The sequence below is a fragment of the Microcoleus sp. B3-A4 genome (assembly GCF_036705385.1).
Taxonomy (GTDB): domain Bacteria; phylum Cyanobacteriota; class Cyanobacteriia; order Cyanobacteriales; family Microcoleaceae; genus Microcoleus.
On record NZ_JAUBUI010000072.1, the window covers coordinates 18,170 to 31,204 of the forward strand.

The window sequence follows — 13,035 nt, forward strand, 5'->3', positions numbered from 1 at the left end:
GACAACTAACAACTAACAACTGACTAATAACTAATTAAAATCGTTTTACCCAATCTTCGCCAACGCGAAGTGTAAAGTCAGAATTGATTTCACCGGTAGAAGATGCTTCAATTTTACCGCCGCCTAACTCTTTTTGCAGTAGATTGGCTGCCTCTAAATCGCCTTGCTGAACAATAATTTGACTGTGACGCTGCTTCTCGGGCGAATCCTGCACTACAGATACATTAAAAAAGCCCTTTTTTGTGAGAAACTCACCAACGGTTTTGGCTGCTGTCGGTTTGCTAGAAGCATTTTGGACAGCTATTTTGATGTTTTTGGGCAAAGCAGACTCGGTTGGGTTGCGAAATCGTCCTTGGGCAAAATCCGGCACACCCGGGTTTAAATATTGTGCGATAATGCGATCGACCCCGATCGCATCTACAATCCAATAACTCCTCAAATCGGCTTGTTCTGAACTAGAACTTCCAGGCAACATTACCATTTTAAAATTCTCTCGCTCCAATTGCAAACCAAAATTTGCCAGCGTCAATATTTCCTCATAATTTAGGTTTGTGTCCACATATTTTTGCATCAATCGAACAATTTGTGGCAAGCGCACCAATACTGATGGACTTGCGAGGCGGTCCCGAAGAGCTTGAATTAAAGATTGCTGCCGCTGAATGCGGCCGATATCTCCTAAACCGTCGTTGCGAAATCTAGCAAATTGTTCTGCTTGTTCTCCGTTGAGAGTTTGCCATCCCTTGGCTAAGTTTATTTTTAACTTTTGGGCGCTATCTGTATAGGACATCGCGCGAGGTACAAATACCTCAACTCCGCCCAACAAATCGACTAATTCCCGAAACGCACTGCTGCTGACTCGCACGTATCGTTCAATTTTCGTATTGTTCAGCATACTGCTAACTAATTGCGTCGCCAAAGCTGCTCCTCCCGTAGCATTGGCTTCGCTAATTTTGCTGAAGCTCATTCTGGGAACTTCGACTTTAGTATCTCGTGGAACTGAAAGCAAACTAATAGATTTATCTCTAGGATCGAGGTGGAATAAGAGTATTGTATCGCTGCGACCGTTAAATATCTTAGGGCCGACGGCAGGTTCCGGCACGCCGTCAATTCCCAATATCAAGATATTAACTGACCGCGACAGGCGGTATCCAGAGCGGTTGGAGGATAGATAGTCAAAGCCAGTCGCCTCTAATACTCTATTGATAATTGGGGGCTCCACGGGAGCTAACAGGGCAGTAATTGCCCCCATTGTGGCCGAGATGGCGGCGGTGAAGACTAAGAAAAATACCCCCACTACATATACGAAGAACTTAGGCTTTTTTCGAGATGTTTGATCGACTCGTTCAACAAAGTTTCTTTTAAAAATTGACAAGTTTTTCATTGACTTGCTGTTGGTTATTGCAGTTTTTCAGCTTTGCAGTAAAACTTGGGCGGTGCTTCTGGAAAGTATTTGAGCAAAGCGGGACACAGCCAGCCTTCGAGATTTTTCGCTTCCCACCGATACCAGTTACCCCCGTATTCTGCTTTCAACCACAGCATTTCTGCTTGATATCCGGGAAATGGATTGGCTGAAAATAAAAGTCGGAAACCTTGGGCGGCATTGGGAATGTCTGCGACAAGCGCGTTAATCATTTCGGGGACGCCCTGAACAAATGGTTCTCGGACAAGTCCGACTCGCTCGTCGTCAAAAACCCAGGTGTACTGTTCGCGATAGGGGTAAATTACCATCATGGCATTGGACATGGTATTCGCCTCTTTTCATTTCCTTTGTTTTGTCTGCAAAAATGCAAGTGTGGATACATTATATTCTGTTGCGCGGAAGTTGTGCGCTATCCGCTTTGACAACCCTGTTTTAACTTAGGAATTTGCGCGGGTTATTTACAAATTTTATTCGGTTTGGGTGGATGAGCCAAGTTTAGGGATGTGGGGTTTGAGAGCTGTTTTTTTGGTAATTTTTTATTTGAGGTAATTAGTAGCAACATAAAAGAGGAAGAAAGGTGATTCCTTGAATAATTATTACTTTTTCTGATCCTATTTGTATAAGCTTTACTACCTTTATAGTCAAAACGAATATAGCGGTTATCAAAAAAGTGAGGTATGCCCTATGCCCTATGCCGGAGAGTACCTCATCTTTCTGAGAAAGGCTATAGTCTGTATTCTCCCAAACTATGATAACCGAGACCCTAACTACAAACCTATAAGTGTTTGTAGCTGGGTGTTATGTTTCTTCTCGGGAAGCTCCAGCTCACATTCTCGTCAGCTCAACCAGCGCCTTAGCTAAATATTGGTACTGCGGCAAAGTATTGTATAACTGAGCCGAAATCCTCACCAACTGCTTGCTAGCATCCGGCCAAGGAATCACCGGAACTTCAATTTTAAAAATCTCCCACAGCGCCTCTTGCAAAGGTGGAATTCCTCCCTTTGCAACCACATCCGACTGGGAGTCTGCCAGTGGCACAACAGCCATCGAACCCACCATTCCATCAGGACAAGGCAGTGGCAAACCTAATTTGTCTGCCAATATTTTTCTCCCCGCCAACGCCAAAGCATGATTTTTTGCCCTCAATTCCGGCCAGCCGCCGCTCAACAAAGAACCCATAAAATCAATAGCTACAGGCACGCACAAATAAGGACTCGGATCGACAGTTCCCATCCAGTCAAACTCTAATTGAAAGCGCGATTTATCAGCGCGCGGCGAGTTAGCACCGTGACTGATTGTAGTTGGTCGAATGGCATCTTGTTTGTCGCGCCGCACGTATAAAAAGCCCGCACCTTTCGGCGCGCACAGCCATTTGTGGCAATTTCCCGTATAGTACGCCGCGCCAATTTCATCTAAATTCAGCGCTACCATTCCCGGCGCGTGAGCTCCGTCTACTAATACATCCACGCCACGGTTAGCTAACTCGCCGACTAACTGTTTGATTGGAAAGATTAAACCTGTTTGGCTGACAACGTGGTCTAATAAGGCTAACTTTGTTTGCGGTGAAACGCACTTAATTATTGCTTCAATAATTTGGTCTGGTGACTCAATGGGAAAGGGGACTTCTGCGACTATTACTTTAGCGCCTGTACGCTCGGCTACAAAATTCAGTGTGTTGCGGCAAGCGTTGTATTCCTGATTTGTAGTTAGCAATTCGTCGCCCGGAGCAAAACAGAGCGATCGCAAAACTGCATTTACTCCCGTCGTGGCATTCGGCACAAACACTAAGTCATCCTCAGCCGCACCGATAAATGTTGCTAACTGATTTCTTGCATTATCCAACAAGGGTTCAAATTCCCGCATTAAAAAGCGCAAGGGTTCTCTTTCCAGTTGTTCCCGAAAAGCGGTTTGCGCTTCCAGTACGGGAATCGGACAGGCTCCAAAAGAGCCGTGATTGAGGAAAGTTATATTGCGATCGAGCAACCAATATGCGTTAATCATTAGTAATTAGTAATTAGTCATTAGTCATTAGTCAGTTAGCTGTCAACAGTCAACCATTAACCATTTTACCTTTTAATTTCTCAAACTCTTCTAATGTATTGCAATTGGATAACATTACTGCTTCTCGTTCCCCTACAGGTAAAGGGATTGCGGGGATTTGATTTAACCAAACTTGAAAGGAACGCCCACCTTTGTCAATAAAACTTTGCAAACTGAGCAGAGCTTTTTGGCGGTAGAAGCCACACAAAGGCTCCCAGCGCGAATTTTGATAAGGCACAACAGCTAAAGTAGATGGGGAAAACTCTGTTAACTGACTCGCCCACTTTTGAATAATCTCGGCATCCAACAAAGGCAAATCGCAAGCTAACAGTAAAATCCACTCGGCGGCTATTTCTTTCAATCCCTGAGTCAATGCAACCAAAGGCCCGGAACCGGGATTGTACTCTACCAGAAATTGGGATGTTTCGGTTAAGGTCGATCGATAGCGATCGGGCCAAGCAGTCAGAACATAAACTGCTGGCCCTACAACTGCGGCAACTTCCAACGCTCGCTGCAATAGGGATTTGCCCTCAATTTCCAGCAGAGCTTTATCCCTACCCATCCGCGAACTTTGACCGCCTGCAAGCACAATTACAGCAATTTTATTATTAGTCATTGGGAAGAAGGAAGAAGGAAGTTCGGCAACGGATTATGTAACGGATGTAACGGATGTAACGGATGTAACGGATGTCAGGAAGAAGGAAGAAGGAAGAGGGAAGAAGGAAGAAAAATTTCTCCATGTAGGGTGCTGTGTACAAAACCTGCTAAATGTAGTGTGTCCACCGCACAAAACCTCATTAATTATTCTTAACCAAAAACATTAACGGCTTGGCTAACTTCCTCAAGTTTTTGCACGACTTGACCGCTACTCAATAAAGTTTCTGCCTGAATCAAACCCGAGTTCACATCCAAACAAACTCCGCTGCGCCACAGATAAAATCCGCCGTTCCAGATAGCAGACTGCATCAATTCCGAGGGTTTTCCCAGCAACACTTCCTGCATTTGTTTTAATAACTCAGAGGCTGATTCAAAGGCAGGATTGGTGCTGCTAAAACCATAATCTCCGTGGGCTAAAAGCACTCGCTCGAACTCAGTGTCCGGCTTAGCAATGCCGATAATCGCAGTACGATCACGCGGCAAATCGCAGCTTCCCTCCAATCCTTTGACTGTGGTATAATTTTTGATTCCCCGCAACTCAAAGGCTTTTTGAAACATACCTTCTGTCGGCGGGTGGACGTAGCCGGAGATGACGTTAACGTCCCCGGCACAGGGACACCACATCAACTCCATTGTCGAAAAAGGTGGCCGTTTGCCGATTTCGCGGCGGTAGGGAACTAAAGCGGTGGCTTGAGGAAAATGCTTGGGAAGGTAAACAAAACCTAAACCGGTACTGTCAAAAACTTGCTGGACTTTTCCTAAACTCAGTTTTCTCCAGTCAACTCCCAAACCGCGCCAAATTTCAATCAGGGGAATGCCTTCCTTGGTTGGCATGGTATCCCCCCCGTGCATGAGGGTTGGCACGCCAGAGGCTGCTAAAATTAGGGCTGTTAAAGGGCTAATTGGAGCCGTGCGCGATCGCCCGTCGTAAGCAACGCCAAACACGGCTACGGTAGAGACGGAAAACCCTTTTTCTCGGTTTGGGGGGGCAAGCATAGGCCCCAATTCTTCATAAGCATCGAGCATTCCGGCTAATTCTTCGCCAGTGGGCCGTTTAATGCGGTGGGAAATCATAAAAGCTCCAATTTGAGCCGGTGTTGCTTCTTGGAGCAGCATCATCCGCGTGGCTGCTGCTGCTTCGGAGCGAGTTAAGTTTTCTCCTGTGTGTGTTCCGCTGCCAATTTTTCGCAGCAATTCTCTAAATGCGTGACTCATAACTTGTGAAGTTGGTAATTGTTAGTTGGTAGTTGGTAGTTAGTAATTGGTAGTTAGTAATTGGTAAGATTTGAATCCTTTTAAATTTAAAATTCCGAACTCTCAATTCAAAATTATCGAATTAACTCCCTGATTTTTCTAGCTTGATTACATCACATGGCGGGACAAATTCGCGTACCAGATTCCAGAAATGGGCGATCGGCGGAATTTGCATTCGATCGTGAGTTGTCACCAACACCACTTCGCGAGTCCAAGTCGGATCGGTCGCCAATTGACCGATGGTCGAAACCTTGGAAGTTGATCGCTCTTGGGCGATCGACCGAACGGCTAAAGTGCGATCTGTTTTCGCCTCCAGCAAAGCTGAATGCGGCAGCAAAGCAATCAATTCTCCCTGTCGCACCACACCCCGAAAAGCATCAAGAGTGTTGAGTTCCAAAACAGCATGAAGTTTAGCACCGATGCGTCCAAATTGTTCTTGCACCATCCGCTGCATTCCGTACCCGTCCTTAAATACCACTTGCGGGTAACAAACCAATTCCGGCCAAGGTACTCGATCGTACTGGGCCAGGGGATGACCCGCCGCCATCAACACCTCGACCGGCTCATTGTAGAGCACCTCAACCAACATTTCCGGGGCTTGGGTAAAATGGCGGTTGTTCATCACCACCGCTATATCCACCAAACCGTCTTTGAGGACTTTCAGGGCTCGATCGCTTCCGAGGGATGTCACCCGCAACTGCACGTCTGGATAGTCGCGGCAAAACTTTTGCAGCACAGGCGGCAAATAAGCAGCGCAAACCGAATGAATCGCAGCCACGCAGAGTTCCGGCTGCTTTCCCGACCGTAAGTCTCCCAATTCTTCAGCAGCATTTCGCCAAGCCTGACAGATTTTGCGAGCGTGAGGTAGCAGGCATTCCCCTCCCACAGTCAGTTTTGCGTGGGCCGTGCGGTGAAACAGCGACAAACCCACTTCCGCTTCTAATCCCTGCACTTGGCGGCTAATAGTCGATTGGGTAACGCCACACTTCCGGGCCGCTTGCTGAAAACTACCAGTTTCAGCAACTGAAAGAAATGCTTGAAGCTGCTCTAAGCGCATGGATGTTTAATTCGAGATGGTTTCAGAAATTTTACTGGAAGATAATCTGTGACATTAACCGATTTAGTAGCAGAATTTAGTAGACTTTGATACAGGTACAGATTACTTTTGATTCCCGGGCCAGAGGCGGGGAGGCTTCGCTCCAAGCATCAATCTGCTCCGGCATGATTTCTGAGCCTCCAAGTAGAGGTCGATTCTCCTATGTTGAAGGGATTTCTGAATCTGCAAATTTCTCAAAAAATAGATTCAATAAAGATGAATTTATCGAATATTGCAAGCTTCTAGCTAAACCGTTTCAATGAACGGCACTCTAGTAATCCCTTCATCAAGTGCGCTCAATTGCTCTGTTTTTCCGTAAGTTGTGACTTCAAAAGATAGCATTGAATTTCGTACCTCCTTGGGAATTATATTACCTCACTCTCCCTAAACCTCTCAATAAATGTACGAATATTTCATGCAGGTTAAAGCCTGCTGTAAGCTTTCCTCCCGGGACTAAAGTCACTCTTGTTTTATGTTTTTTTGTGTATAAACTAGAAATTAGCGGTTCAGCAACACAAGTGCAACTAGGATCGATCGCACAAGAAAGCCGAAATGCTGCCATTTTATTAAGATTATGTCATTTAACCACAATTTTATTCCGCAAGATGGCTGTTGCCAGTGGCAGCCCCAGTTGATGGGACTGCACGCAGCCAGCGATTTGTTAATTGCCTTGGCTTATTATTCAATTCCAGCAATTTTGACATACTATGCCCGGAAGCAGCGGAACGTGCCTTTGAGCAAGGGGTTTCTCCTATTGGGAGCCTGGTTTTTTTGCAGCGGGACAACTCACTTGATGCAAGTTTGGATGCTGGTGCATCCCAGCTACTGGCTGTCAAGTTCGATCGTCGCCGTTACCGCTATCATCTCTTTGTGGGCTGTAGCGTCCCTGATACCCTGGGTTCCTCAAATGTTGGCTTTGGCTGGGGCGGCCTCTTTTCCAGGAAATACGGCACTGGGAAATGAAAAGGTCGATCGACTGCAAGCCGACTCTGCCATTAAAAATTCCGTCCCAATCCCCACAACCGAACTCCAGCAAATTAACGAGCAATTGCTCGCAGAAATAACGCAGCGCGAGCGAGTCGAGGAACTCCTGCTTGACGCTTTAGGCAAGCTGCAAGAAAGCGAAGAACGCTTCCGCGTTTTTCAGGAATTATCTCTAGACGGATTTAACGTGTTCCGCAGCATTCGCGACGAATCCACAATTGTGGATTTTGAATGGGAATACGTCAATCCCGCAGCGGCAAAAATTCAACAACATACACCTGAAGAATTAATCGGCAAGCGATTGCTGCAAGTGCTGCCAGGTCATAAAGATAGCGGTTTGTTCGACCATTACGTGCAAGTTGTAGAAACAGGAATTCCCCTCGATACCGAGATTTATTACAACAGGGAAGGCATTGTCGGCTGGTTTCGGATTATGACCGTTAAATTGGGCGACGGCATTGCTATTTCTTTTGGCGATATTACTGGGCGCAAGCAAGTAGAAGCATCCCTGCGCGAGGCGCTGCAAAAACTCACTTCTCATTTTGAAAATACTCCCCTAGCGGTGATTGAGTGGGATGAAAATTTTCGGGTTAGCGGGTGGTCGCCGGCCGCCCAGAAGATTTTTGGCTGGGAGGAAACAGAAGTTTTAGGCAAGCATTTTAGCGAATGGAAATTTATCGATGGGGGTGAGTTTGAAGAGGTAGAATCGGCAATTTATAGTTTAAACAAACCAGGTAGTCGCTGCAATGTAGTTCGCAACAGCAATTATCATAAGGGTGGTTCGTTGGTGCATTGCGAGTGGTACAATTCGGCTTTTTACAGCGATTCGGGACAGTTGATATCGGTGCTGTCTCTGGTTTTGGACGTGACGGAACGCTTTAAATTTCTGGAAGTGCTGCGACAGTCTGAAGAGCGGTTTCGGATTGCGGCAGAAAGTGCCAGCGATTTGATTTACGAATGGGATATCGAGACCGACATCGTGCTGTGGTTCGGTCACGTAGACGAACACTTGGAGTACGAAAAAGGCGGATTTCCGAGGACAAGAGCAGCTTGGAACAGTATCTTGCACCCGCTCGACCGCGATCGAGTTTTGGCTGCAGTCGATCGGTATTTGAGTGCGCCAGACAGTTCTGCCGCCCCATTTTTTCAGGAATACCGCGTTCAGTGCCAGCGGGGCCGCTTGCTCCACTGGATCGATCGGGGCAAAGCAGTGCTTGACAAACAAGGTAATCCCTGCAAATGGATCGGCGTGATTAGCGACATCACCGCTCGCAAAGAGGCCGAAGAACAGCGGAATTGGGCATTGGCGCGGGAACAGGCCGCCCGTCGCCAAGCCGAAGCCAGCGAACTGCTTTACCGCGTTCTCGCTGAAGCCATCCCGCAAATAGTTTGGACTGCCAGAGCTGACGGCTGGTTCGACTACTACAACCAGCGCTGGTTTGAATATACTGGCTTGACGCTGGAGGAAACTCAAGGCTGGGGGTGGCAGCTCGCCCTGCATCCAGATGACGTGGAAAATTCCGTAGAAAGCTGGAAGACCTCGGTGGAGACAGGGAAGACTTACGAGGTGGAATACCGCTTTAAACGGGCATCTGACGGAGCTTACCGCTGGCATCTGGGCCGGGCATTGCCCGTGCGGGACGCTGATGGGCAAATTCTCAAATGGTTCGGGACTTGTACCGATATTGACGATCGCCAGCGATCGGCCCAAACAGCCTATTTTAGCGCTCAAGCTTTGGCTTTGCTGTCGTCGGCTTCCCTGGATTACGAAAAGGCGCTTCAAGGTTTGGCAGATTTAACAGTACCGGGGCTGGGGGATTGGTGCTGCGTGCATTTGCTTGATGCAGACGGCTCAATCCGCTTGCAAGCAGTTGCTCACTCAGATCCGAGCAAAGTCGCTCTGCTGTGGCAAATCGATCGGCGTATGCCACTAGACCCCCAGGGACGGCACGGAGTAGCAAAGGTGCTGCGGACTGGTGAGTCGAAGCTCTACCCAGAAATACCGGAATGGGTGATCGAGGCGGTTGTGCCGGACAGGGAACTGCAGTTGGTGCTGCGCTCCCAATCCCAGGTGCTGTCGGCCATCTGCGTGCCGCTGATCGCTCGCGGGCGGACGCTGGGAGCGATTTCGCTGCTGTGCGGGGAGTCGGGCCGTCGCTGCGGGCAGGAGGATTTGGTTTTGCTGGAGGATTTGGCGCGAGATGCGGCGGTGGCGATCGACAATGCGCGGCTGTACCGGGAAGCAGCGGAGGCCAACCGGATTAAAGACCAGTTTTTGGGAACGCTTTCTCACGAGTTGCGGACGCCTCTGAACGCCATTTTGGGCTGGGCGCAGATGCTGCGGCAGCGCCAGATGAGTGCCGAAAAAACGGCTGTGGGTTTGGAGACTATTGAGCGAAACGCGCGGTTGCAGACTCAGATGATTGAGGATTTGCTCGACGTTTCCCGGATTGTGAGCGGCAAAGTGTGTTTGAAGCTGTTCCCGGTGGATTTGGTGCGGATTGTAGAAACGGCAGTGAAGGCGCTGACCCCTGATGCTGAAGCTAGGGGAATTGAATTGGTGAGTTTTTGTGATGAAGGGGTGAGCTCGGTGAGGGGCGATGCTACTCGTTTGCAGCAGGTGGTGTCTAATTTGCTCTCGAATGCTATTAAGTTTACGCCGCCGTCGGGTCGCGTGGAAATCACGCTCTCGGAGGATGGGGAACCGGGAGCAGGGGGTGGCGCCATGTTGTCTGGGCCGTCTCCGGTTCACTCTGTTTCGATCGTTGTCAGCGATACGGGAATTGGCATCAGCAAGGAGTTTTTGCCGTTTGTGTTCGATCGCTTCCGCCAAGCTGACAGCACTTCTACGCGCAATTACGGCGGGCTGGGACTGGGATTGGCGATCGTCCGCCATCTCGTGGAACTCCACGGCGGCAGTGTCTGGGCCGAAAGTCCTGGGGAAGGACTGGGCTCGACTTTCGGAGTGCGGCTGCCAATTGAGCAGAGCTAAAGTTTTGATTTTTCAGTTATCGAGTTCAAAATTCAATATTTAAGTTCTACGTAAGGTGTTGATGGCGCACCTTATATTTAAGGGTTCTCCGCAAATCCGCTCGCTCTTGATTTTATTGCCATTCTTGCAGGGCGATCGCAATTCCCTGTTTTAATCTCGGTTCGAGACTCTCTTGCTTAACTAAGTTTTCTAATTTCTGCCTGGCCTCGGCAGCACCTAGCTGTTTGAGCGCTGCCATGCAGTGCAGCCTGACGCTGCTGTCTGCGTCGCCCAACATTGAAATCAGAGCATCTAGCCCTCTCATATCTCCTAATTTTCCTAAGCCTAAAGCTAAAGATTTTTTGCTAACTGCCTCCTGCACGGTCGGATGATTTGTTTTCAACAAATTAATCAGAATTTCAGCAGCAACAGCTTTTAATTCCGGCTTTTCTACTCGACCTAAAACAGTGACTATCTCTTGATAAACTGTAAAATTTATGTTAGTAAACTGCGCCATTAATGCCTGATGCAAATATGCTAAAGCGGTTGCAGTTTCCATCCAGATTAGGGCGCGTACAGTTTCCGTTTGCAGTTCAACTGGAGTTGTGGGCGATCGCAGCAATTCAAATAAAGCAGCCGCTGCAGCATCGGTTTTCACTCGCCCGATCGCGATCGCCGCTTGCTGACAAACTTCTAATCGGATGTCCGAGAGTAAAGGTTTGAGCAAGTTAACTAAATCTAATTCTGGGTCTAAATAGGCGCGCGCGCCAAGAGCTCGCACGGCTTCTTTTCTGACTGCTGTCGCCGGATCTTTGAGCGCTGCTACCAGTACCGGCGGGATGCGGGAGTCGTGAAATCTGCTCAGGGCCTCGATTGCGGCGGCCCGCACCGCAACTTGAGAGTCTGCGGCTACGCTCAACAGCGGTGCGATGGTTTCGGTGCGCCGAATTTGGGCGAGTGCTGCTGTTGCAAACTGTCGCGAGTCTTTTTGCTGCAAAAGAGTTGCTAGGGATTCTATGGCTGTTTGGCCCAAATTCCCTAGGGTTTCGGCGGCGATTTGGCTCAATTCTTCGTCGGAATTTTTGACCAATTCTACTAAAGCTTGAATCACTTCTGGACGATCGAACTTTCCGAGGATGCGGGCGGCGAACCACCGGGGTTCCGTGTCTGCGTCTTCGTCTTCGAGCACGGCTATTAAAGGTGCGATCGCGCCATTTCCCAGATCGGGCAATACTTTAGCAATTTCCCAACGGTCTTGAAAATCGCCCCATTCCAAGGCTTGTATTGCTAAACTGACAGCTTGTTCTAAAATGTGCTGTTCCTGCGGCTTACTGCCCTTGGCTGTCACTTCCTGCAAGCATTCGACTAGCCCAGACCAGTTTTGGCGATCGGCAGCGACTTGCGCTTTTTGTAAAATATTACACATGATTTTAAATTAAGTTCGATCGAGAAGCGAGATTGTTTGCTGTTAGCCCAGAGCCGGAGGTACTTTTTAGGAATGTTTTGCTACAATTATCCATTTTTTTACATTTTTGTCAATCCATCATAATCGGTACAAGGGAACTAAAGCATTAATTTCATACAGTTAAGGCATCAAGGTATACTTTTGGTAATTAAAAACACTCAATATTCCCAATTAACAACTAACCAATGAAGAAAGCTCTACTTTTAGTAAACCAGCACTCGCGAAAAGGGCAAAAGCTATTATCTCAAGCCACTGTAGAATTAGAAGCACTGGGTTTTGAGTTAATGGTAGAATCTACAAACCACGCCCACGAACTTTCCGACACTATTCGGCGCTACCAAACTCAAGTCGAATTAGTAATAATCGGCGGCGGAGACGGCACTCTCAACGCCGCCATAGAAGGTTTGATAGACACGAAGTTACCCTTGGGTATTTTGCCGATGGGAACTGCTAACGACCTAGCTCGCACTTTGGAAATTCCTACAGATTTATCCGCAGCTTGTCAGGTAATTGCCAGCCGTCAAGTTCGGCTAATAGACTTGGGTTGGGTGAACGGCAAGCATTTTTTTAATGTGGCGAGTATGGGATTGAGCGTGCAAATTTGCCAGCGGTTGACTAAAGACGTGAAGCAGCGCTGGGGAGTTTTAGCTTATGCTTTTACTGCTTTGCAGACAATTTTGTCAGCGCAACCGTTTCGAGCCGAAATTAAGGTAAATAACCAATCTTTTAATGTTAAAACTATTCAAATTGCTATCGGGAATGGGCGCTATTACGGCGGTGGCATGACTGTTAGCGAGGATGCTACAATCGACGATCGGCGACTGGATTTGTACAGTTTGGAAACAAAAAAATGGTGGGAAATCATTGCTTTGCTACCCGCTATGAGGCAAGGAAATCATACGACTTGGCCTAACGTTCGCGCCTTGCACGGTCAAGAATTTGAGGTTAATACTAGCAAACGCCGTCCGATTAATACAGACGGTGAAATCACCACTCACACGCCTGCAAAATTCCGAGTGATTCCCCAAGCTTTAGCAGTTATAGCTCCTTCATGACTCACAACTAATATAATTAGGGCTTGCTGAATAAAAGCCAAAAGATTTACGAGGTTTGGGTTATGCGAGCGCACGATGGGTACTCAGGTGCAA

General features: G+C 47.9%; 9 protein-coding genes. 2 read left to right on the top strand and 7 right to left on the bottom strand.

Annotated elements, in window-relative coordinates:
• Nucleotides 1-34: 34 nt before the first annotated feature.
• The 6 genes from QUB33_RS22650 to QUB33_RS22675 form a co-directional block, all read right to left on the bottom strand.
• Nucleotides 35-1,381: an LCP family protein gene (locus QUB33_RS22650; protein ID WP_333354581.1), complete on the bottom strand. Its 1,347-nt coding sequence runs from the start codon at nucleotides 1,379-1,381 to the stop codon at nucleotides 35-37.
• A 14-nt stretch (nucleotides 1,382-1,395) separates the two neighbouring features.
• Complete coding sequence (locus QUB33_RS22655; protein WP_333354584.1) at nucleotides 1,396-1,743, bottom strand: DUF6717 family protein; 348 nt, start codon at nucleotides 1,741-1,743, stop codon at nucleotides 1,396-1,398.
• 502 nt (nucleotides 1,744-2,245) lie between these two features.
• Nucleotides 2,246-3,421 carry an aminotransferase class V-fold PLP-dependent enzyme gene (locus QUB33_RS22660; RefSeq protein ID WP_333354587.1) on the bottom strand — a complete coding sequence of 392 codons (1,176 nt, stop codon included), beginning with the start codon at nucleotides 3,419-3,421 and terminating at the stop codon, nucleotides 2,246-2,248.
• Between the two features lie 49 nt (nucleotides 3,422-3,470).
• Nucleotides 3,471-4,076, bottom strand: a complete 606-nt coding sequence (locus QUB33_RS22665; protein ID WP_333354590.1) for a molybdenum cofactor guanylyltransferase — start codon at nucleotides 4,074-4,076, stop codon at nucleotides 3,471-3,473.
• A 191-nt stretch (nucleotides 4,077-4,267) separates the two neighbouring features.
• On the bottom strand, nucleotides 4,268-5,332 hold the full coding sequence (locus QUB33_RS22670) for an anthranilate phosphoribosyltransferase family protein (RefSeq protein WP_333354594.1): 1,065 nt from the start codon (nucleotides 5,330-5,332) through the stop codon (nucleotides 4,268-4,270).
• Nucleotides 5,333-5,453: 121 nt separating this feature from the next.
• The gene (locus tag QUB33_RS22675) at nucleotides 5,454-6,428 is read right to left on the bottom strand and encodes a LysR family transcriptional regulator (protein WP_333354597.1); all 975 of its coding nucleotides are present in this window, start codon (nucleotides 6,426-6,428) and stop codon (nucleotides 5,454-5,456) included.
• A gap of 613 nt (nucleotides 6,429-7,041) precedes the next feature.
• On the opposite strand from QUB33_RS22675, the gene QUB33_RS22680 reads away from it, so the two are divergent.
• The gene (locus QUB33_RS22680; protein WP_333354600.1) at nucleotides 7,042-10,443 is read left to right on the top strand and encodes a PAS domain S-box protein; all 3,402 of its coding nucleotides are present in this window, start codon (nucleotides 7,042-7,044) and stop codon (nucleotides 10,441-10,443) included.
• A gap of 112 nt (nucleotides 10,444-10,555) precedes the next feature.
• Here the strand turns inward: QUB33_RS22680 and QUB33_RS22685 are convergent, their stop codons facing one another.
• Nucleotides 10,556-11,848 carry a HEAT repeat domain-containing protein gene (locus QUB33_RS22685; protein ID WP_333354603.1) on the bottom strand — a complete coding sequence of 431 codons (1,293 nt, stop codon included), beginning with the start codon at nucleotides 11,846-11,848 and terminating at the stop codon, nucleotides 10,556-10,558.
• A 224-nt stretch (nucleotides 11,849-12,072) separates the two neighbouring features.
• On the opposite strand from QUB33_RS22685, the gene QUB33_RS22690 reads away from it, so the two are divergent.
• A complete protein-coding gene (locus QUB33_RS22690; protein WP_333354607.1) occupies nucleotides 12,073-12,942 on the top strand; it encodes a lipid kinase in 870 nt (289 codons plus the stop codon).
• Nucleotides 12,943-13,035 lie beyond the last annotated feature (93 nt).